A 21,485-nucleotide genomic window follows, 5' to 3' on the forward strand; every position below is an offset into this window, starting at 1 on the left:
CTCAGGAGCCGCGGTACGTGGAATAGCTCCACGGGCTCACGAGCAGCGGCACGTGGTAGTGCTGGTCGGTGTGCGCCACGCCGAAGTCCAGCGACACCTTGTTCAGGAAATTGGGCTCGGGCAGCTTCACGCCGCGCGCCTTGAAATAACCCGCCACGTCGAACACCAGGCGATAGGTGCCGGCCTTGAGCGAGTTGTTGTCGTAGAGAGGCCCGTCGCTGCGGCCGTCCGAATTCAGCGTGAAACGCTTCACCAGCGTCGCGGTGTCGCCTTGGGTGGTGTACAGCGCCACCTCCATGCCGGCGGCGGGGCCGCCGTGCATCGTGTCGAGTACGTGGGTGCTCAGGCCCATGGGGCGCTCCTTCAATGATGGAACGATGAGGTTCCGGTCGGGGCGGGAAATTCCGGTGGACAAAAGTGTATACAGTTACCGCCTTTGGGTCTATCATGAAAAACATGGAGTCCTCCACCACCCGTTCGATCGTCGACGCGCTCACCAAGGCCATCGTCGAACACCGGCTACAGCCCGGCACCAAGCTGGCAGAGCAAAAGCTGGCCGACCACTTCGGTGTGTCGCGCACGCTGGTGCGCCAGGCGCTGTTCCAGCTGTCGCAGAACAAGCTCATCCGGCTCGAACCCGCGCGCGGCGCGTTCGTGGCGGCACCGGCGGTCGACGAGGCCCGGCAGGTGTTCAAGGTGCGGCGCATGCTCGAGGCCGAGATGACGCGCGAGTTCGTGCGCACCGTCACGCCCGCGAAGATCAAGGCGCTGAAGGAACACGTGGCGCTCGAAAAGTCCGCCGTGTCGGGCGAAGACATTTCGGGCCGCACCGAACTGCTGGGCGACTTTCATGTGCGCATGGCCGAACTCATGGGCAACCAGGTGCTGGCGCAAATACTCGGCGAGCTGATCTCGCGCTGCGCGCTCATCACGCTCATGTACCAGAGCACCAGCGCGGCCGAGCACTCCAACGACGAGCACGCCGACATCGTGAAGGCGCTGGCCGCACGCGACGAAGAGCGCGCCGTGCGCCTCATGACCGAACACCTGGAACACGTCGAGGCCAACCTCACGTTCGACCGCAAGGTTCCGACCAACGACATCTCGCTTGCACTGTCCTGAACATCCATGACCGTCTACGACACCACCCTGCCCTACCCGCGCGACCTCGTCGGCTACGGCCGCAACCCGCCGCATGCGCAATGGCCCGGCGGCGCGCGCATTGCGGTGCAGTTCGTCCTCAACTACGAAGAGGGCGGCGAGAACGCCACGCTGCACGGCGATGCGGGCTCGGAGCAGTTCCTTTCCGAGATGTTCAACCCGGCGAGCTTTCCGGACCGGCACATCAGCATGGAAGGCATCTACGAGTACGGCTCGCGTGCCGGCGTGTGGCGCATCCTGCGCGAATTCGAAAAGCGCGGCCTACCGCTCACGGTGTTCGGCGTGGGCATGGCGCTCGAGCGCTACCCCGAGCTCACCGCCGCCTTCAAGGAACTCGGCCATGAAATCGCCTGCCACGGCTGGCGCTGGATCCACTATCAGAACCTGGACGAAGCCACCGAGCGCGAGCACATGCGCCTGGGCATGGAAGCCATCGAAAAGCTGACGGGCGAGCGCGCGCTCGGCTGGTACACCGGCCGCGACAGCCCACGCACCCGGCGCCTGGTGGCCGACTACGGCGGCTTCGAATACGACAGCGACTACTACGGCGACGACCTGCCCTTCTGGATGAAGGTGCAAAAGACCGACGGCACCGTGGTGCCGCAGCTCATCGTGCCCTACACGCTCGACTGCAACGACATGCGCTTTGCGCTGCCGCAGGGCTACTCGCACGCCGACCCGTTCTTCCAGTACATGAAGGACACCTTCGACGCGCTCTATGCCGAAGGCAACCCCGCCGGCGACAACAGCCCCAAGATGATGAGCATCGGCATGCACTGCCGGCTGCTCGGGCGGCCCGGCCGCATTACCGCGCTGCAGCGCTTTCTCGACCACGTCGGCCAGCACGACCGCGTGTGGGTCTGCCGGCGCGTCGACATCGCGCGCCACTGGAAGCAGGCACACCCCTTCGAATCTGCCGCCTCAGGAAGCTGACCATGAGCCTCACCATTGCCCAACTCAACGCGGCCGTACCGGCCGAAGCCGTGGCCCTGCTCGACGGCATCTACGAGCACTCGCCCTGGATCGCGCAGCGCGCACTCGCCGCGCGCCCCTTCCGCTCGCTCGCGCACCTGAAGCATGCGCTGGTGCAGGCGTTGGCGGCTTCGTCGGTTGACGAAAAGATCGGCCTCATCCGTGCCCACCCCGAGCTCGCCGGCAAGGCCATGGTCAGCAAGACGCTCACGGCCGAATCGACCAACGAGCAGAGCAAGGCCGGCCTCACCGACTGCACGCCCGAAGAGTTCGCGAAAATCCAGAAGCTCAACACCGACTACAACGCGAAGTTCGGCTTTCCCTTCATTCTTGCGGTGCGCGGGCCGCGCGGCACGGGTCTTTCGAAGCGCGAGATCATCGACACCTTCGAGCGCCGACTGTTCAATCACCCTGAATTCGAACTCGGCGAGGCGCTGCGCAACATTCACCGCATTGCCGAGATCCGTCTGGACGACAAGTTCGGCGCCGACATCTCGCTGGGCAACGACGTGTGGGACTGGCACGAGGCACTCTCGGCGCACACCGACCCGGGCTACGCCGAAAAAGGCCAGCTCACGGTAACCTACCTGACCGATGCGCACCGCGCCTGCGCGCAGCAGATTTCGAGCTGGATGCGCGACTGCGGCTTCGACTCCGTGCACATCGATGCGGTCGGCAACGTGGTCGGCCGTTACGAAGGCGCAACGCCCGGCGCCAAGACCCTGCTCACCGGCTCGCACTACGACACCGTGCGCAACGGCGGCAAGTACGACGGGCGGCTGGGCATCTTCGTGCCGATGGCCTGCGTGCGCGAACTCAAGCGCCAGGGCAGGCGCCTGCCCTTCGCCTTCGAGGTGGTGGGCTTTGCGGAGGAAGAAGGCCAGCGGTACAAGGCCACCTTCCTGGGATCGGGCGCGCTCATCGGCCACTTCGATCCGCGCTGGCTCGACCAGAAGGACGCCGACGGGATCACCATGCGCGAAGCCATGAAGCATGCGGGCCTGGACGAAGCCGACATTCCGAAGATCCAGCGCGACCCGGCGCGGTACCTCGGCTTTGTCGAAGTGCACATCGAACAGGGCCCGGTGCTCACCGAGCTCGACCTGCCGCTGGGCATTGTCACGGCCATCAATGGCGGCGTGCGCTACGTGGGCGAAATCATCGGCACGGCCAGCCATGCTGGCACCACGCCCATGGACCGCCGCCGCGACGCGGCCGCCGCGGTGGCCGAACTCATTCTCTACACCGAGCAGCGCGCCGCGAAAGACGGCGACTCCGTCGGCACCGTGGGCATGCTCGAAGTGCCCAGCGGTTCGATCAACGTGGTGCCGGGGCGCTGCAAGTTCAGCCTCGACCTGCGCGCGCCGAACAATGCGCAGCGCGATGCGCTGGCCGACGATGTGCTGGCCGAACTCAAGGCCATCTGCGAACGCCGAGGCGTGCGGCATGAGCTCGAAGAAACCATGCGCGCTTCCGCCGCGCCCAGCGCGCCGGACTGGCAGCAGCGCTGGGAAAGAGCGGTCGACGCGTTGGGCATTCCGCTCTTCCGCATGCCCAGCGGCGCGGGCCACGACGCCATGAAGCTGCACGAGGTGATGCCCCAGGCCATGCTCTTCGTGCGCGGCATCAACTCGGGCATCAGCCACAACCCGCTCGAATCGAGCACCAACGACGACATCCAGCTCGCAGTGCAGGCCTTCCAGAACCTGCTGGACGACCTCGCCGCCGAACAAGCTCACTGAAAAGAAAACACATGACCGACTACGCCAAGCTCGACGCCTGGATCGACGCCCACTTCGACGAGGAAGTGCAGTTCCTGCAGCAACTGGTGCGCGTGCCCACCGACACCCCGCCCGGCAACAACGCACCGCACGCCGAGCGCACGGCCGAGCTGCTGAGGGACTTCGGGCTCGACGCCGAGAAGCACGCCGTGCCGGAGCAAGAGGTGAAAGAGTACGGCCTCGAGTCGATCACCAACCTGATCGTGCGCCGCCCCTACGGCGCCGGCGGCCGCACCGTGGCCCTCAATGCGCACGGCGACGTGGTGCCCCCCGGCGAAGGCTGGACGTACGACCCGTATGGCGGCGAAATTGCCGACGGCAGCCTCTACGGCCGAGCCGCCGCGGTCAGCAAGAGCGACTTCGCGAGCTTTACCTTCGCGCTGCGCGCGCTCGAAGCCGTGGCCAAGCCGACCAAGGGCAGCGTCGAGCTGCACTTCACTTACGACGAAGAGTTCGGCGGCATCCTCGGCCCGGGCTGGTTGCTCAAGCAGGGGCTCACCAAGCCCGACCTGATGATCGCGGCCGGCTTCAGCTACGAAGTGGTCACCGCCCACAACGGCTGCCTGCAGATGGAAGTGACGGTGCACGGCAAGATGGCCCATGCGGCCATTCCGACCACCGGCGTCGATGCGCTGCAGGGCGCAGTCAAGATTCTCAACGCGCTGTATGCGCAGAACACGCTCTACCAGCAGGTGACATCGAAGGTCGAGGGCATCACGCACCCGTACCTCAACGTGGGCCGCATCGAAGGCGGCACCAACACCAACGTGGTTCCGGGCAAAGTGGTGTTCAAGCTCGACCGCCGCATGATCCCCGAAGAGAACCCGGTCGAGGTCGAAGCGACGATCCGCAAGGTGATTGCGGATGCTGCCGCGGAGAGCACCGGCATCACGGTCGAGATCAAGCGCCTGCTGCTGGCCAATTCGATGAAGCCGCTCGCGGGCAACAAGCCGCTGGTCGATGCGATCCAGAAGCATGGCCAGGACGTGTTCGGCGAGCCGATCAAGGCCATGGGCACGCCCCTTTACACCGACGTGCGCCTTTATGGCGAGGCAGGCATTCCGGGCGTGATCTACGGCGCCGGCCCGCGCACGGTGCTCGAATCGCATGCCAAGCGCAGCGACGAACGCGTGGTGCTCGAAGACCTGCGCCGCGCCACCAAGGTGATTGCGCGCACGCTGAGCGACCTGCTGGCCTGAGCCTCCGAGCGGAGCCACCTGCCTGCGTTGCGGCCGTCCGACGCAGCGCATCAGCGGCCACCTACACCCGCCGGCACGCACCGGCGCGCAGCATGGGGCGCATGACCGAACGCAGTTCCTCCACGTCGCTGCTGCCCGCCGATGCCCATGCGGTCTCGCACCGCTTCGTCGAGGTCGACGGGATGCAGATCTTCTACCGGGAAGCCGGCCCGCGCGACGCGCCGGTGCTGCTGCTTCCGCACGGCTATCCGTGTTCGTCGTTCCAGTACCGCCGGCTCATGCCGGCGCTGGCCGACAAGTGGCGGCTGGTGGCGCCGGACTATCCCGGCTTTGGCCTGAGCGGCACACCGCCGGCCGATGCCTTCGGCTTCGACTTCGACGCCTATGCGGGCTTTCTCGAGGCCTTCTGCGACAAACTGGAGATCGGCAGGTACGGCCTGTACCTGCACGACTACGGCTCGCAGATCGGCCTGCGCCTGGCGATTCGCCACCCCGAGCGCGTGGCTGCGCTCATCATCCAGAACGGCGACATCTACGAAGACACGCTTGGCCCCAAGTACAAGGCCATCCAGGAGTTCTGGCGCGATCCGTCGGCGAAGAACCGCGCGGTGCTCGAAGAAGCGGTGAGCGAAGAAGGCTTTCGCGCCGAGTTCGTCGGCGAGGTGTCCGAAGCCCAAGCTGCGCAGATTCCGCCCGACCTGTGGAAGCTGCATTGGCCGCTGATGAACACGCCGCCGCGCCGCGAGCTTGCGCGCAAGCTGATGGAAGGCCTGAAGCAGAACCTCGAGTGGTTTCCGCGCTACCAGGCCTATCTGCGCGAGCACGAGCCACCCGCGCTCATCGTGTGGGGGCCGAACGACGGCTACATGCCCGAGGCTTCCGCGCGTGCCTACCTGCGCGACATTCCGAAAGCCGAGCTGGTGCTGACGGACGGCGGGCACTGGCTGCTCGAGACGCACCTCGAGCAGGTGGTTCCGGTCATCCGGCGGTTCCTGTCCTCCGCCCTTTCGCGCTGAGGGCAATCTCCTGCGTCACATGGAGAAACTTCTCCATGTCGGCCAGCGAATTGCAATGCAGCGGTGAGACACGCACCGTGCCTTCGAGCCCGAACGAGTCGAGCATGCGCTTGGAGTAGATGCTGCTTGCCACGCGCTCGTACACCGTCACGCCGCGCCTGCCGTACTCGACCACGGCCTGCGTGCAGTCCAGGTGTTCGAAGCCGATGCCGATGATGAGGTCGCGCTTCGTCAGATCGGGATGATCGAGGAAGACCTTCACCCCTTCGATGTGGCGCAGGCCCGTGGCCTCGCCGCTGCCGTCGAGCAGCGCCGCGAGCAGCGCCCGCTCGTGCAACTCGATGTGCGCGATGCCGGCTTCGAATAGCGCCCGCCGCTCGGTGGCATCCGAAAAGTGGCCGCCGAGCCAGCATACGTAGTCGACGATTTCGGTGACCACCGCAAACTGCCACGGGGCCGAACTGCCCAGGTCCCAGAAGTCGGGCTTCTTGCCCGCGAGCTTGTGGTGCGGCAGCAGCGCCGCGCGGTCGGACACCCATGACAGGCCCGAGCCCCGGCAACCGAAGAACTTGTAGGGCGCCATGTTGATGCCGTCCACCGGCGTCTTCTGCAGGTCGATGAGCCCGTGCGGCGCATGCTGCACGGCGTCCACCACGATGTAGAGATCGGGCTTGATCTCCCTCGCACGCCGCACGATCTGCTCCAGTTCCAGCTTGGCGCCGGAGATGTTCGATGCGTAGATGACGTTGAGCAGGCAGGTTTCCTTGTCCACCAGCTGCACGATCTCGTCCGCGTCGACTCCACCGGTCTTGGGGTTGCTCCGGGCCACCCGCAGCTCGCGGCCCGCCCTCTGGGCGTAGAGGCTCATCGCGTCGAACGACGAGGGATGCTCGAGCACGGTGGTGACCATGTTCGTGCCCGGCACGTTCTCGGCCACCGCCCGCACCATGTCGAACATGGCGCCCGACGCGGTCAACGACGCATACACGCTGCCGCCGCGCGCGTTGAAGATGGTGCGCAGGTCGTCCGTGCCTCGGGCCTGAATCTGCTGCAGCTCGACAGCGGCAGCGTGAATGCGCTCCGCGTTGTCGGGAATCGCATCGACTTGCGCGAACCGCTCCACCGCCGCCTTCAGCCGGAACGAGCCGCCCGCGTTGTCGAAGTAGAGCCGCTCGCGACCGTGGTGGTCGTGGTCGACATTGAGAAAGCGCTGCTTCACCGCGCGCATGAGCGCATCGGGAAACGCCAGCCCGTTGGCATGGTGTGTGGTGGCCGGCATCCTCAAACGCCCTTGTTGTTCGGGTTCTTGTAGGCCTCGCGCACGGCGTCGGACATCGGGAAATTGAGGTTCACGTTGCGCGGCGGAATGGGCGACATGAACCACTTGGCGTAGAGCTTGTCGATGGCGCCGGACTTCATCATCTCGGCCACCGTCTGGTCGACGATGGCCTTGAACTCGGGGTCGTCCTTGCGCATCATGATGCCGTAGGGTTCTTGCCGCAGCACGTCCTTCAGCAGCTTGTAGTCGGAGGCATTGGGCTGGTTGGCAATCAGGCCGGCCAGCTGCACGTCGTCGAGCACGTAGGCCACGGCGCGGTCGCTCGCCAGCAGCAGGAAGGCATCGGCCGTGTCCTTGCCCGCGATCTCCTGCACCTCGATGTTCTCGGTCTTGCGGAAGCCGCGCAGCAACTGCATCGAGGTGCTGCCGGCCACCGTGGCCACGGTCTTGCCCTGCAGGTCGGCAATCGAGTTGATGCCCGAGTTCTTCTTGACCGCGGCGGTGATGTTGGTGACGAAATGGCTCGGCGCAAAGTCGACCTGCTGCTGGCGCTGCACGGTGTTGGTGGTGGTCGCGCAGTCCAGGTCGACGGTGCCGTTCTGCACCAGCGGAATGCGGTTGGTGGAGTTGAGCAGCGTGTAGCGCACCTCGATCTTCTGCATGCCCAGCTTGGCCTTGATGGCGTCGACCACCTTCAGGCAGATCTCGTTGGTGAAGCCGATGGGCGCACTCTCTGCACCCGTCTTGTAGGAGAACGGAATCTGCGTGTCCCGGCTGCCGATCTGCACGGTGCCGCTTTCCTTGATCTTGCGCAGCGTCGGGCTTTCTTGCGCCGCCGCGGCACCGCAGGCCAGCGCGATGCCGGCGCCAAGCACGAGGGACAGTTTGAAGTTCATGGAATGTTCCTTTGAAGATGAAGCAGGAAGTACACGGGGCAGCACGGTGCGAATCTTCGGCTTGGCTTCAAATTTCCAAAAGCGATTTTTTGTGATCGAATTACATGAATAAAAGTATTCAGTTCAGGAGCCGCGACGCACCGTGATGACCTTCAAGCAACTCGAGGCTCTGTACTGGATCGCCAGGCTCGGCGGCTTTGCGCAGGCGGCCAACCAGCTTCACACCTCGCAATCGGCCGTGTCCAAGCGGGTGCATGAACTCGAGCTCCTGTTCGACACCGAGCTTTTCGACCGAACCCAGCGCACCGCGCGGCTGACCGAAAAAGGCGAAGAGATGTTCGTGCTTGCGGCCCGGCTTCTCGAGCAGCGCGATGCCGCCGTCGAGCAGTTCAGCAAGCCGGGCGTGGTGGAGCGGCGGCTGCGCATCGGCGTGACTGAGCTCACCGCAATGACGTGGCTGCCCCGGCTCGTGGGGCTGATCCAGCGGCACTATCCCAAGGTCATTCTCGAACCCGACGTGGACGACAGCCTGCAACTGCGCGACAAGCTGCTGGCCGACGAACTCGACCTGGTGATCGTGCCCGACACCTTCGCCGATTCGCGCATGCAGAGCAAGGCCATCGGCAAGGTGCAAAGCGCCTGGATGTGCAAGCCGGGCGTGGTGGCCGCCGCCGGCACGGTGCGGCTGCACGAGCTCGCCCGGCACCGCATGCTGGTGCAAGGCAGCAGCTCGGGCACGGGGCGCGCCTACGACGCCTGGATGAAGGACCAGGGCGTGCAACCGTCGGACACCATCGTGGTGAGCAACCTGGTGGCGCTGACCGGGCTCACGGTGTCGGGCCTGGGCGTGAGCTACCTTCCGCGCCAGTGCCTTGACCCGCTGGTTTCGGCCGGCATGCTCACTGTGATCGACGTGGCGCCCGCCCTGCCCGCGGTGCATTACGTGGCCATGCACAAGGGCGAGCACCGCAGCGCGCTCACCTCGTCGATCGTGATGCTGGCGCAGGCGTGCTGCGACTTCACGCGCATGTTCCAGGCGCAAGCCGATGAAGAACACGACAAAAGGCGCGAGGAGGAACGCAAGCCCTGAGCAAGGTGGCTGGTGCACACTTGGGCCCATGAAACGCCGCAAGCAAACCTCGTCCACGCCGTTCATCCGCGTCGGGCCCAGCGGAGTGCATGGGCTCGGCGCCTTTGCAACGCGCGACTTGCCCGCCTATGCGTTCCTCGGGCTCTACGAAGGCCGGCGCTACACGCAGCAGGAAATCGCCGCCGGCGCGTGGAACGACCAGCTCACCTACCTGTTCACCCTCTCCAACCACGAGACCATCGACGGCGGCAAGGGCGGCAACGGCACGCGCCACCTCAACCATGCCTGCGATCCAAATTGCGAGGCGGTCGAGGAGTACGACGACGCGGGCGAACTGGTGCTGAAGTTCCAGACCATCGTGCCGGTGGATGCGGGCGACGAGTTGTTCATCGACTATTCCCTCACCGCCGACGATGGTTCGCCGGCCTCCAAATACCCTTGCCATTGCGGCTCGCCCAACTGCCGCGGAACCATGCTGGCGCCGGTCGAGGCGGACTGACCGCCCGGCCGCCGACGGTACTCAGCGCACCAGATCCTGGAAGCGGTAGTACGCGCCGACGATCGGAAGAAACCAGGGCGTGCCGAAATGCCCGGGAATCGCGGGCCAGTCGAAATCGCGCCACGGGTTGAGGTCGGCGCGGCCATCCAGCACCTCCGCCATGATCGCGCCCATGTAGGTCGACATGTGGGTTCCGTGCCCGCTGTAGCCCATGGAATAGAAAAGCCCGTTGCGCTCTCCGGCGCGCGGCAGGCGGTCGCGTGTCATGTCGACCATGCCGCCCCAGCAGTAGTCGATACGGGTGTCTCTCAACTCGGGAAAGACCTGCACGAGCGATCGCTGCAGGATGGCACCGCTCTTCACGTCCGACTTGGGATTGGTCGCCGCAAAACGCGCGCGGCCACCGAAGAGCAGGCGGTTGTCCGGCGTCACGCGAAAGTAATTGACGAAGTTCTTCGTGTCCGTCGTCATGCGGCGCCGCGGCGTCAGCCGGTCGAGCACTTCGACCGGGAGCGGCTCCGTGACGATGATGAATGCACCCACCGGCACGATGCGACGTCGGAACCACGCGAGTGGCCCCACGGCCGATGTGCCGGTCGCGAGCAGCACCTGCCTGGCGCGGATGCTGCCGCCGGGCGTTTCGACCTGATGCACCGAACCGGCCTGGCGCTTGAGGCCGACGACGGGCGCGTTCTCGTAGATGCGCACGCCGCGCTTCGCGGCCGCCACGGCAAGGCCATGGCCGTAGCGCCCCACGTGCATGCCCGCGCTCTTGCCGAAGACCATGCCGCCGAAATATTGGTCCGACCCGATCTCGCTGCGCAGTTCGGCCCGCGTCACCATGTGGGTGTCCGGATCGCATTCCTTCGCCATCAGCGCCTGCGAGCGGGCCAGCTTGTCGTAGTGCTCCGGCTTGGCAGCGAGCTTGAGCTTGCCGACGCGCTTGAAGTCGCAGTCGATGCCCTCCTCCGCGATCAGCGACTCCACCTTGCACACGCCCGCGTCGAAAGCGCGATAGAGCATATTGGCCCGCTCGCGCCCGAGCTTGCCCGACATCGCAACGTAGTCTTGCGCGAAGCCGTTGTTGCACATGCCGCCATTGCGGCCCGAGGCGGCACTGCCCACATTCCCCGCATCGAACACCGCAACGCTTGCCCCCTTCTTCGCCAGTGCAATGGCCGCGGACAACCCGGTGAAGCCCGCACCGACCACCGCCACATCGACATCGCCGCTGGGCGCCTCGGCCTGGCCGCCGGTAAACCTGGGCGCGGTATCGAGCCAGTAGGGCATCAGCTTCATAAGTGGATTTCCATCATGTCAGGGGACGCTTGGGCGTGAGGAGTCGCGGGGTCAGCCGAATGACTGGTTGGAAAGGGCGAACAGGCGCGGGTGCGCATCCAATCCGGCACCTGTAGCTGCATCGGCATCGGCATCGGCATCGGCATCGACGGTCCGAGGCTGGACGTCGCGCACCATCGGCACTGCATGGCCGACGCAGGGCAGGCCCATCTGGGCGAGCCATGGAGACAGGCCACTGCGATCCGTCACGTCGATGCGTAGGAACCGGCCACGAAAGCGGCCGGCGAGCGCGGTGACGAGATCCCGTGCATCGGCCGCGCTGTTTGCGCCCGATGCGGCCACCGGGCCGATCACCACGCCGTGCCCGAATTCCCTTGCCGAGGCGTAGGCCGACACACCGGCACCGCGATCGACGACCATCGCCGTTCCGGCCGCCAACAATGCATCGAGCAATGCCGTGCGGTCCATCCCGGTGGCGACCCGATCCAGCCGTCGCACGCTCTCACTGTCTGCTGCCTGCATGGGCCGGACATGCGCCGGCGTAACAGCCAGAGCGGCTTCCGGCGGCAGTACCGCCTGGTGCTGGAACACCTGCCCGCGGGCGACGAACCCGAGTTGCGTATAGAGCGGGAGCCCTTCCCGGGTGGAGTTGAGGAACACCGTGCGGTTGCGCGCCTTGTGGAGCAGCCTCTCCATCAAGGCGCGCCCCAAGCCGCGCCCCTGCATGGCCGGGTCGACGATGATCATGCCCACCGAGGCATGGGTCTCGCCATAGGGCCACCACATCGCCGTAGCCACCAGTCGGCCGTCGGCTTCTGCCGCGAAGCCCCTGCCGATACCGAAGGCAAAGCGCCAGTCGGCCTCTCGGTAGGGCCATCCAAGTGCGGCGGATTGCCGGACAGCATCGGGCAAGTGATCTGCGCGCAGGGCGGTGAGCCGCGGCGTCATGGCTGTCTTTAAAAGTCCGCGACCTTGCCCCATGCCGACGACAGGAATCTGGCCGGGTGGTAGGGGCGCGGATCGACGATGGGTTCGCCGCCGCTGACGATGTCGGCAATCAAATGGCCGGCCCCGGGGCCAATGCCAAAGCCATGGCCGCTGAACCCGGCCGCCAGCACGAAGCCGGGCAGGCTCGACATCTCGCCGATTCCGGGAACGCCGTCGGGCGTGCTGTCCACGTAGCCGGCCCAGGCTGCGGTCACCGAACTCTCCTTCAGTTCCGGCATCAGTTCCACCGCGCGCTTGTAGGTGAGGCTCACAACCGATGCGTCCACCTTCGGGTCGAGCACGCGCATGCGCTCCATCGGCGTCGGCTGGTCGAGCCGCCAGCGGGACCAGCCCTCATGCCCCGAGCGGACGCCCTCGAGTCCGCCGGGTGCGAGATTGCGCCACCGCCGCTGGAACATGGGCAGGAACTGCGGTGCAAAGCGCAGCAGCTGCGGCGTTGGGTCCACGCGTCCCCGGCCGCTGATGGCCAGGGTATATCCGCCGTCCGCGCGCCGCGTCATGGAAACACCGGTCGTGTGGAGCGCAGCCGGTATCTCCTTGCCGCTGGTGGCAACCGACAGCGCCGTCTGCCGGATTGCGGCCTGCGGAAACCGAATGCCGTACTGGCGGCAGAACGAGGATGCCCAGGCGCCGCCGGCGAGCACCGCAACCTTGGTACGGATGGTTCCCTTCTCGGTAACGACTGCCGAGAGCCGGCCGCCCTCGGTTTCGACGCCGCGCGCGGCGCAGCCCTGGTGGACCGTGCCGCCCAATCTCATGAGGGCCCGCGCCACCGCCGGCGCCGCACGCGACGGGTCCGCGGTGCCGTCGGTCGGCGCAAAGACGCCGCCTTTCCAGGGCTTGCCGGTTGAGCGGCCGCGCTGCGCCGCTTCGTCCGCGGTCAGCATGTGGGTCTTGACGTCGACGGTGCGCGCGAACTCGCCCCACCGCGCCCAGCCCTCCAGCTCTTTCTCGCTGTTGCTGAGGTAGAGCAACCCGCATCTCTGGAAGCCCGTCACCTCGCCGGTTTCCGCGGTGAATTGTTCCCACAGGTCCAGGCTTTTGGTGGCCATCGGCAATTCACGCGCGTCGCGGTTCTGCTGGCGGCACCAGCCCCAGTTGCGGCTCGATTGTTCCGCGCCGACGCGGCCCTTTTCCACCAGCGCGACCTTCATGCCGCGCTTGGCCATGTAGTAGGCGGCAAAGGCGCCGATGATGCCGCCTCCGATCACGACGACGTCCGCATGCGTCGGCAGGTCCGGGCTCGACTCGACTGGAAATAGAGGTGCAGGCATTCTCGGGATGTCCGTTAAAGAATCGATGAAACTGGTCAGTAGCCGACGACTGCCTTGGTCTCGAGATATTCCTCGAGACCATGCACGCCGTATTCGCGCCCGTTGCCGGACCGCTTGTATCCACCGAACGGCGCATGGCTGCTTCGCGCCGGGTAGTTGATGTGCACCTGGCCGGCGCGCAGTTGTGCCGCCACGCGCCGTGCCCGCTCTCGGTCGCCAGACTGCACGCTGGCACCGAGGCCGTAGACGGTGTCGTTCGCAATCGCGATGGCCTCGGCCTCATCGCGGTAGGGAATGATGACCAGCACGGGGCCGAATATTTCTTCCTGCGCCACCCGCATGTCGGGCCTCACGTCGGAGAACACCGTGGGGCGCGCAAAGTAGCCTTGCGCCAGGCCGGCAGGCCTGCCGAGGCCGCCGCACACCAGCTTGGCGCCCTCGTCGATGCCGCTGGCAATCATCGCCTGTACCCTCGCGTACTGCGCGGCATTTGCAATGGGGCCCATCGTCGTTTGTCCGTCGCGCGGATCGCCGAGCGTGATGCCGGCCACGGCTGCGGCGGCCAATGCTTCCACCTCGGCCAAGCGCGACGCGGGCACCAGCATGCGCGTTGGCGCGCTGCACGACTGGCCTGCGTTGCGCATGCCGGCCAGCACGCCCTTCGCGACACCCTGTTCAAAATCGGCGTCGTCGAGAAACACGTTCGGCGACTTGCCGCCCAGTTCCTGCACCACGCGCTTGACCGTCACCGCCCCCGCCTGGGCCACGAGCACGCCCGCGCGCGTCGATCCGGTGATCGAGATCATGTCGACACCGGGGTGCGCCGCCAATGCCGCACCGACAACCTCACCCGTGCCGCCAACCAGGTTGAACACACCGGGTGGCGCGCCAGCATCGTGCATCACTTGCGCAAAGAGCTGCGCGCTGTAGGGAGACAGTTCGCTGGGCTTCAGCACGATCGTGCAGCCCGCCGCAATTGCGGGGGCGACCTTGGCGGTGATCTGGTACAGCGGCCAGTTCCATGGCGTGATCAACGCGCACACGCCGATCGGTTCTTTTGAAATGGCAAAGCCGTCTTGGATGGAAAGAAACTCGTAGCGTTGCAGCACTTCCATCTGGGTGCGGATATGCGCGATGGCAAAAGGCACATGGGCGGCCCGGGCGAAGGCGATGGGAGCGCCCATTTCCGCCACGATGGCTTGTGCGAAAAGCTCCGCGCGCTCCTCCAGCAGCGCCAATATGCGGCCCAGCAGTGCTATCCGCTCGTCGACGGTGCTTCGTGAGAACCGCTCAAAGGCGCGCCGGGCCGCCGCAACGGCAAGATCGACATCCATCGACGAGCCGGCCGCGACATGCCCGGCGATCTCTTCTGAAAACGGGTTGACGACCGCAACGCGTACGGCATGGGCGCGGTCTTGCCAGGCCCCGTCGATGTAGAAGCGGGTGTCGTCCATGGGTGGCTCGGCTGTGGTCACGGTGCTTTCCGGTCAGGCGATGACCCACACCTTGCGCACGGTCTCGATGGTGCGCCATGTGCCGACGTAGCCCGGCTTCATGATGAAGCAGTCGCCGGCCCTGTAGGTCTGCGGCGGCTGGCCTTGCTCGGTGATCTCGACCACGCCGGAAAGAATGTGGCAGAACTCCCAGGTGTCGCCCTTGATGGAGTGATTGACGCCAACGGTCGACTCGAACACTCCGGCGCGCACCTTGCCGTCTTTCGCGCTGTCGACGTCCCAGTTGCGGCAAACGACATCACCCTCGATGACGCGCTCCGCCGGCGGGCGGTATTCACGCGGCTCGCCGAGCTGGTCAAGTTTGAAGGGGACGAGAAGATTGGACATTGGGTGCCTGTTCGCAGAGGTCTGATGGTGGGCCAATGCTAAAGAAAGCACTGCCCGAGCCGATGCTGAACCGGGCCCCTGGAAAGGCGCGAAATGTGCGATTGCGGGCCTCCAACAGCGGATCGTGCCGCAGCGGGATCTCAGGGAATCTACGGATATATGATTTGCCGGATGGGGTTGATTGCACACTGTTTTTGTATACAAATAACGCACCCGATACCCGGCGCCCCGACTTGCACCGGAAAAGCGGTCCCTCAATCCACCATTCGCACGAGGAAAGACCATGAGCACAGTTGTCAGCCAGGCCCCCGCTGGGGCGAGCGAAGCCGGCCATGCACCGCATGCCGAATCCAACGCGCTGATCAAGCCGGGTTACCACCCGCGGCTGACCAACGAAGACCTGGCCCCTCTCAAGAAGCAGACCTGGGGCCAATACAACATCTTTGCCTTTTGGATGTCCGACGTGCACAGCGTGGGCGGCTACATCACGGCCGGCAGCCTGTTTGCGCTGGGGCTGTCGAGCTGGCAGGTGCTGGTGTCGCTGCTGGTGGGCATCGTCATCGTGCAGTTCTTCTGCAACCTTGTGGCCAAGCCCAGCCAGGTGACGGGCGTGCCCTACCCCGTGGTGTGCCGCGCCTCGTTCGGCGTGCTGGGCGCCAACATCCCGGCCATCATCCGCGGGCTGATTGCGGTGGCCTGGTACGGCGTGCAAACGTACCTTGCGTCGGCGGCCTTCATGGTGCTGGCGCTGCACATGTTCCCCAACCTTGCGCCGTATGCCGACGTGGCGCAGCACGGCTTCGCGGGCCTGTCGGCGCTGGGCTGGCTCGCGTTCATGATCATGTGGGTGCTGCAGGCGTTCGTGTTCTGGCACGGCATGGAAGCGATCCGCAAGTTCATCGACTGGGCTGGGCCGGCCGTGTACGTGGTCATGGCCGTTCTCTGCGGCTGGCTGGTGTGGAAGGCGGGCTGGAGCAACATCGACCTGAACCTGGGCGGCATCAAGTTCCAGGGGTGGGACGCGCTGCCCGTGATGCTCTCGGCCATTGCGCTGGTGGTGAGCTACTTCAGCGGGCCGATGCTCAACTTTGGCGACTTCTCGCGCTACGGCAAGAGCTTCGACGCGGTGAAGAAGGGCAACTTCTGGGGCCTGCCGATCAACTTCGTGTTCTTCTCGCTGCTGACGGTGATCACCACCGCCGCCACGCTGCCGGTGTTCGGCGAGCTCATCACCGACCCGGTGCACACCGTGGGCAAGATCGACAGCACCACGGCCGTGGTGCTGGGCGCGCTGACTTTCATGATCGCGACCATCGGCATCAATATTGTTGCGAACTTCGTTTCGCCGGCTTTCGACTTCTCGAACGTGGCGCCGCAGCACATCAGCTGGCGCACGGGCGGCATGATCGCCGCGGTGGGCTCGGTGTTTCTCACGCCGTGGAACCTCTACAACAGCCCCGAGGTCATTCACTACACGCTGGACGTGCTGGGTTCGTTCATCGGCCCGCTGTTCGGCATCTTGATTGCCGACTACTACATCGTGCGCAAGCAGCGCATCGACGTGGACGCGCTCTACACCATGAGCCCCAAGGGTGAATACTGGTACAGCGGTGGCTACAACCCCAAGGCCATCCAGGCCATGATCCCGTCCGCGCTGGTGCCCATTCTTTGCGTGATGGTGCCGGCGCTGCGGGGTGGCGCGAACTATGCATGGTTCATCGGCATGGGCCTGGGCTTTGTCATCTATGCCCTGCTGAACCGCAACAAGACTTGAAATACTGAAGAGAAGAAAGGGCCGCGCCGTGCGCATCAAGATCATCAACCCCAACACCACCTGGAGCATGACCGAGAAGATCGGCGCCTGCGCCCGCGCGGTGGCGCAGCCCGGCACGGAAATCGTCGCGGTGAGCCCGGCCATGGGGCCGGTTTCCATCGAGAGCCACTACGACGAGGCGCTGGCCGTACCCGGCCTGCTGCAGGAAATTGCGGCCGGCGAGCGCGAAGGCGTCGACGGCTACGTGATCGCCTGCTTTGGCGACCCAGGCCTGAAGGCCGCACGCGAGCTGGCGCGCGGCCCGGTGGTGGGCATTGCCGAAGCCGCCATGCACCTGGCGAGCATGGTGGGCAGCCGCTTCAGCGTGGTGACCACGCTGGGCCGCACCATGGGGCAGGCTTGGCACCTGGCCGAGATCTACGGCATGGAGCGCTTTTGCGCCAACGTGCGCGCCTGCGAATTGCCGGTGCTCGAACTCGAAGAGCCCGGCTCCAACGCGCGCGAGCGCATCGTGGACGAGTGCCGGCGCGCGCTGGAGGAAGACGGCTCCGACTGCATCGTGCTCGGCTGCGCCGGCATGACCGACCTGTGCGAGCACATCGGCGGGCTGCTCGGCGTGCCGGTGATCGACGGCGTGGCGGCGGGCACCAAGCTCATCGAATCGCTGGTGACGCTGAAGCTATCGACCAGCAAGCGCGGCGAACTGGCTCATCCGCTGCCCAAGACAATGAAGGGCGCGCTCGAGGGTTTTACCCTGCCCAGGTAACGGGACGGCCCGGGCTCGGCAACGGCCTTGCTGGGCCACAATCTCCGCATGCCTCGCGCCAGCTCCAAACAATCATCTGCCCTTGCCAACCCTGCCGCTGGGGCCACCACAGCGGCAGAGAACGGCGCACCTGCCGCAGACAAGGGCAGTTCCATCGAAAGCATCGCGCAGGACATCGCCACCGCCATCGTCGAGAAGCGCCTGCCCCCCGGCACCTGGCTGCGAGAAGAGGCGCTAGGCCGCGTGTATGCGGTGAGCCGCACAAAAATCCGGGCGGCCCTGCTCATGCTGTCGAAGGACAAGCTCATCGAGATCATTCCCGACAAGGGTGCGTTCGTGTGCCAGCCCACCGTGCAAGAGGCACGCGAGGTGTTCGCGGTGCGCCGCATCCTCGAAAGCGAAGTGGTGCGCCTGTTCATTGCCAACGCCCGCACGCGCGATTACCAGGTGCTGGAGCAGCACATCCGCTTCGAGCGCACGGCCCTGCGCCAGACCACCACCACGGGCACCGTGCGCGAAAAGGTGTTGGGCGATTTTCATGTGGCGCTGGCCGAGGCCACGGGCAACAAGACCCTTGCCGAACTGGTGCGCGAGCTGGTGGCGCGCAGTTCGCTCATAGCCATGCTCTACCACTCGTCGAACGACCCGCATTGCTCGTCGGACGAGCATTCGGAGTTTCTGCGCATCTGCCGCAAGGGCGACGTGGAAGGCGCGGTGGCCTGCATGACCGGCCACCTGGAGCGCATCGAGGCCAGCCTGGAGCTGGGCACCGAAAAGCCCGACAGGCAGCTCGACCTGGTGAAGGCGCTGCTCGCCTAGAAGGCAAGCCGCCGCGGTGCGGGTTTTCCTGCATCCGGATTGCGGCATAAATTGTATACAGTTTGGCGTACACACATTGTGGACGCCACGCCAAGCCGCGCCGCCCACGCATGTTCCCCTTGCTTCGCCAGGAGATGCACGATGACGGCCGAGACCTCTTCCCCTGTTCACACAGTTCATCCGGTGGACCAGCGGCTGCCTTCGGGCAAGCTCGCGGCGCTCGGCCTTCAGCATGTGCTGGTGATGTATGCGGGCGCCGTCGCGGTGCCGCTCATCGTGGGGCGCGCGCTCAAGCTGTCGCCTGATGAGGTCGCGATGCTGATCTCGGCCGACCTGTTCTGCTGCGGCATCGCCACGCTGATCCAGGCGCTGGGTGCCACGCAGTAGTTCGGCATCAAGCTGCCGGTGATGATGGGCGTGACCTTCGCGTCGGTCGCGCCTATGGTGGCCATTGCCAACGCCAACCCGGGCCAGAACGGCGCGCAGCTGCTGTTCGGCGCCATCATCGGTGCGGGCGTGGTGTCGATACTGATCGCGCCGCTGGTGAGCCGGATGCTGCGCTTCTTTCCACCGGTGGTCACGGGCACCATCATCGCGGTGATCGGCATCAGCCTGATGCGCGTGGGCATCAACTGGATCTTCGGCAACCCGGTGGGGCCGACGGCGCCCGCGCTGGTGGACCCGGTGTACGCCAAGTGGCTCGCGGAAGTCACGTCGCCGGGCAGTTCGATTCCGGCGGTGCCCAAGGGCTTTGCCATCATGCCCACAGTGCCCAACCCGAAGTACGCGGACCTCTCGGGCTTTGGCGTGGCGGCGCTGGTGCTAGTGTCCATTCTGCTGATCGTGAAATACGCAAAGGGCTTCATCGCCAACATCTCGGTGCTGCTGGGCATCGTGATCGGCGCGGTGGTGGCATCCATCACGGGCCTCATGACCTACGAGAAGGTGGGCAAGGCGGCCTGGGTGGACGTGGTGCTGCCATTTCACTTCGGCATGCCGCAGTTCGACCCGATCCTGATCCTCACGATGACGCTCATCATGATCGTGGTGATGATCGAGTCGACCGGCATGTTCCTTGCGCTCGGCGAGATGACCGACCGCAAGATCACGCAGAAGGAACTTGCCAAGGGCCTGCGCACCGACGGACTGGGCACGCTCATCGGCGGCATCTTCAACACCTTTCCGTACACCAGCTTTTCGCAGAACGTGGGGCTGGTGGCCGTCACGGGCGTGAAGAGCCGCTATGTCTGCGTGGCCGGCGGCGTGATCCTCGTCGTGCTCGGCCTGCTGCCCAAGATGGCGGCGCTGATCGAGTCGCTGCCCACGGTGGTGCTCGGCGGCGCGGGGCTGGTGATGTTCGGCATGGTGGCCGCCACCGGCATCCGCATTCTTTCGGGCGTGGACTTCAAGGGCAACCGGCACAACGCGATGATCGTCGCGGTGTCGATCGGCATCGGCATGATTCCGCTCATTGCACCCAACTTCAAGCAGTGGATGCCGCATGCGATCCACTCGCTGATCGAGTCGGGCATTCTGCTGGCGTCGATCAGCGCGGTGCTGCTGAACCTGTTCCTGAACGGTGCCAAGCACGACGAGCAGGCGGTGATTGCCGCGGCCAAGCAGGCCGAAGCGCACTAGCCTTCGCTTCGTCGGTTCAGATCAGCGCGAGCGGCGCCTTGCGCCGGGGCGGTGGATGGAGGCGGTCGAGCTCGGCAAGGGTTGCCGCGTCGAGTTCCAGTTGGGCAGCGGCAAGATTCTCGTGCAGGTGCACGCTGCGCACCGCCTTCGGAATTGCAACGACGCCCGGCCTCGCGATCACGGCGGCAAGGGCAAGCTGGGCAGCGGTTACGCCGAGGCGCGCAGCCAGCGCTCCCAAAGCCTTGTCCGAAGCCAGCGCGCCCTGGTCGATCGGGCTGTAGGCCATCAGCGGCATGCCGTGTTCGCGCAGCCAGGGCAACAGGCTGAATTCCGGGCCGCGTTCAGCCAGCGAAAGGTAGACCTGGTTGGCCGCGCAGTCCGGGCCTGGGCCGACGGCCTGCGCGAGTTCTTCCATGTCGTCCGTGTCGAAGTTGCTCACGCCCCAGTGGCCGATGCGCCCCTTGGCGACCAGCGCCTGCATCGCATCGGCCGTTTCGCGCAGCGGATGACTGCCGCGCCAGTGCAGCAGGTAGAGGTCGATCGCGTCGAGCCCCAGCCGCTTCAGGCTGCGCTCGCAGGCCTCAGGTGTGCCGCGCCGGCTTGCGTTGTGCGGGTAGACCTTGCTGACGATGAAGAGCTCGTCGCGCCGCACGTCGCCGGCGCGCAGCGCCTCTGCCAGCGCTTGGCCAAGCACCGTTTCGGCGCCGCCCTCCCCGTACATCTCGGCAGTGTCGATCAACCGGTAGCCCATGGCGATGGCCTCGCGCACCGCGGCCACCTCCGCCGCGCGGCGGTTCGCCGACTCGCCCATGCGCCAGGTGCCGAGGCCTAGCACCGGAATGTCGCGGGCATTGGAAAGACGGAGTGATCGCATCGCCAAATCGTAGCGGGTCGCGTGCCCAAGGCAAGACTGTAGGTTGTCAGGTCAATTCCTACACGGCTTCAGCATCCTGCTGACAGAAGCCGGGGCTCGAACGGCGCAGTCTGGTTTCGGACGTGGTGAGCTCCTCTGGGTCCGGACAGTGCTTTTTGTGGAATAGAGCAAGCACGATGTACCCGCAGCCAGACATGCCGGCGGACAAGCCAATGAGCCGCGCTCGTGGGCCAAAGCGCATGGCATGAAAAGCACACCGCGCCCCTCGCATTCGCGTCACCCGAGAACGCCTTGGGCAC

At 65.7% G+C, this 21,485-nt stretch carries 19 protein-coding genes and 1 pseudogene; 11 read left to right on the plus strand and 9 right to left on the minus strand.

Annotation, left to right across the window (positions count from 1 at the left end; all coding sequences use genetic code 11):
• Window position 1: 1 nt before the first annotated feature.
• Window positions 2-352 carry a hydroxyisourate hydrolase gene (gene uraH / locus GOQ09_RS19790; protein WP_157615080.1) on the minus strand — a complete coding sequence of 117 codons (351 nt, stop codon included), beginning with the start codon at window positions 350-352 and terminating at the stop codon, window positions 2-4.
• Window positions 353-456: 104 nt separating this feature from the next.
• Between uraH and GOQ09_RS19795 the strand changes: the two genes are divergently transcribed.
• The 5 genes from GOQ09_RS19795 to GOQ09_RS19815 all read left to right on the plus strand — a co-directional run bounded on the left by GOQ09_RS19795 (window position 457) and on the right by GOQ09_RS19815 (window position 6,129).
• Entirely contained in the window at window positions 457-1,122 is a 666-nt protein-coding gene (locus GOQ09_RS19795; protein WP_242630889.1) for a GntR family transcriptional regulator, read from the plus strand.
• Between the two features lie 6 nt (window positions 1,123-1,128).
• Window positions 1,129-2,094, plus strand: a complete 966-nt coding sequence (gene puuE, locus GOQ09_RS19800) for an allantoinase PuuE (protein WP_157615082.1) — start codon at window positions 1,129-1,131, stop codon at window positions 2,092-2,094.
• A 2-nt stretch (window positions 2,095-2,096) separates the two neighbouring features.
• A complete protein-coding gene (uraD, locus tag GOQ09_RS19805) occupies window positions 2,097-3,875 on the plus strand; it encodes a 2-oxo-4-hydroxy-4-carboxy-5-ureidoimidazoline decarboxylase (RefSeq protein ID WP_157615083.1) in 1,779 nt (592 codons plus the stop codon).
• 11 nt (window positions 3,876-3,886) lie between these two features.
• Window positions 3,887-5,113 (plus strand): M20 family metallopeptidase, encoded by a 1,227-nt coding sequence (locus tag GOQ09_RS19810; protein ID WP_157615084.1) that lies wholly within the window; start codon window positions 3,887-3,889, stop codon window positions 5,111-5,113.
• 101 nt (window positions 5,114-5,214) lie between these two features.
• Window positions 5,215-6,129 (plus strand): alpha/beta fold hydrolase, encoded by a 915-nt coding sequence (locus GOQ09_RS19815; protein ID WP_157615085.1) that lies wholly within the window; start codon window positions 5,215-5,217, stop codon window positions 6,127-6,129.
• Here the strand turns inward: GOQ09_RS19815 and GOQ09_RS19820 are convergent.
• Together GOQ09_RS19820 and GOQ09_RS19825 are read right to left on the minus strand one after the other, a co-directional pair.
• Entirely contained in the window at window positions 6,092-7,408 is a 1,317-nt protein-coding gene (locus tag GOQ09_RS19820; RefSeq protein WP_157615086.1) for an aminotransferase class V-fold PLP-dependent enzyme, read from the minus strand. The two genes, GOQ09_RS19815 and GOQ09_RS19820, sit on opposite strands and share 38 nt — an antisense overlap.
• 2 nt (window positions 7,409-7,410) lie before the next feature.
• Window positions 7,411-8,304, minus strand: a complete 894-nt coding sequence (locus GOQ09_RS19825; RefSeq protein ID WP_157615087.1) for an amino acid ABC transporter substrate-binding protein — start codon at window positions 8,302-8,304, stop codon at window positions 7,411-7,413.
• Window positions 8,305-8,449: 145 nt separating this feature from the next.
• Here GOQ09_RS19825 and GOQ09_RS19830 point away from each other — a divergent pair, with 145 nt between their 5' ends.
• Both GOQ09_RS19830 and GOQ09_RS19835 read left to right on the plus strand, forming a co-directional pair.
• Entirely contained in the window at window positions 8,450-9,394 is a 945-nt protein-coding gene (locus GOQ09_RS19830) for a LysR family transcriptional regulator (protein WP_157615088.1), read from the plus strand.
• A gap of 28 nt (window positions 9,395-9,422) precedes the next feature.
• Complete coding sequence (locus GOQ09_RS19835) at window positions 9,423-9,893, plus strand: SET domain-containing protein (protein ID WP_157615089.1); 471 nt, start codon at window positions 9,423-9,425, stop codon at window positions 9,891-9,893.
• A gap of 21 nt (window positions 9,894-9,914) precedes the next feature.
• Here the strand turns inward: GOQ09_RS19835 and GOQ09_RS19840 are convergent, their stop codons facing one another.
• The 5 genes from GOQ09_RS19840 to GOQ09_RS19860 are packed head-to-tail and all read right to left on the minus strand — an operon-like array spanning window position 9,915 to window position 15,315.
• Window positions 9,915-11,192 (minus strand): NAD(P)/FAD-dependent oxidoreductase, encoded by a 1,278-nt coding sequence (locus GOQ09_RS19840; RefSeq protein ID WP_157615090.1) that lies wholly within the window; start codon window positions 11,190-11,192, stop codon window positions 9,915-9,917.
• A gap of 51 nt (window positions 11,193-11,243) precedes the next feature.
• A complete protein-coding gene (locus GOQ09_RS19845; RefSeq protein WP_242630890.1) occupies window positions 11,244-12,140 on the minus strand; it encodes a GNAT family N-acetyltransferase in 897 nt (298 codons plus the stop codon).
• Between the two features lie 8 nt (window positions 12,141-12,148).
• Window positions 12,149-13,474, minus strand: coding sequence for an NAD(P)/FAD-dependent oxidoreductase (locus GOQ09_RS19850; protein ID WP_157615092.1), 1,326 nt, complete (start codon window positions 13,472-13,474; stop codon window positions 12,149-12,151).
• Window positions 13,475-13,509: 35 nt separating this feature from the next.
• Entirely contained in the window at window positions 13,510-14,928 is a 1,419-nt protein-coding gene (locus GOQ09_RS19855; protein WP_157616770.1) for an aldehyde dehydrogenase family protein, read from the minus strand.
• 33 nt (window positions 14,929-14,961) lie between these two features.
• Window positions 14,962-15,315: a cupin domain-containing protein gene (locus tag GOQ09_RS19860; protein WP_157615093.1), complete on the minus strand. Its 354-nt coding sequence runs from the start codon at window positions 15,313-15,315 to the stop codon at window positions 14,962-14,964.
• 283 nt (window positions 15,316-15,598) lie between these two features.
• Between GOQ09_RS19860 and GOQ09_RS19865 the strand changes: the two genes are divergently transcribed.
• The 4 genes and pseudogenes from GOQ09_RS19865 to GOQ09_RS19880 all read left to right on the plus strand — a co-directional run bounded on the left by GOQ09_RS19865 (window position 15,599) and on the right by GOQ09_RS19880 (window position 20,312).
• Window positions 15,599-17,089 (plus strand): NCS1 family nucleobase:cation symporter-1, encoded by a 1,491-nt coding sequence (locus GOQ09_RS19865; RefSeq protein WP_157615094.1) that lies wholly within the window; start codon window positions 15,599-15,601, stop codon window positions 17,087-17,089.
• A 28-nt stretch (window positions 17,090-17,117) separates the two neighbouring features.
• A complete protein-coding gene (locus tag GOQ09_RS19870) occupies window positions 17,118-17,855 on the plus strand; it encodes an aspartate/glutamate racemase family protein (protein WP_157615095.1) in 738 nt (245 codons plus the stop codon).
• Between the two features lie 48 nt (window positions 17,856-17,903).
• Window positions 17,904-18,674 carry a GntR family transcriptional regulator gene (locus GOQ09_RS19875; protein WP_157615096.1) on the plus strand — a complete coding sequence of 257 codons (771 nt, stop codon included), beginning with the start codon at window positions 17,904-17,906 and terminating at the stop codon, window positions 18,672-18,674.
• A gap of 141 nt (window positions 18,675-18,815) precedes the next feature.
• Window positions 18,816-20,312 (plus strand): annotated as a pseudogene (locus GOQ09_RS19880) (nucleobase:cation symporter-2 family protein).
• A gap of 16 nt (window positions 20,313-20,328) precedes the next feature.
• Here GOQ09_RS19880 and GOQ09_RS19885 read toward each other — a convergent pair.
• On the minus strand, window positions 20,329-21,186 hold the full coding sequence (locus tag GOQ09_RS19885) for an aldo/keto reductase (RefSeq protein ID WP_157615097.1): 858 nt from the start codon (window positions 21,184-21,186) through the stop codon (window positions 20,329-20,331).
• Window positions 21,187-21,485: the final 299 nt, after the last annotated feature.

Source organism: Variovorax paradoxus, assembly GCF_009755665.1.
In the GTDB taxonomy this organism is placed as follows: domain Bacteria; phylum Pseudomonadota; class Gammaproteobacteria; order Burkholderiales; family Burkholderiaceae_C; genus Variovorax; species Variovorax paradoxus_G.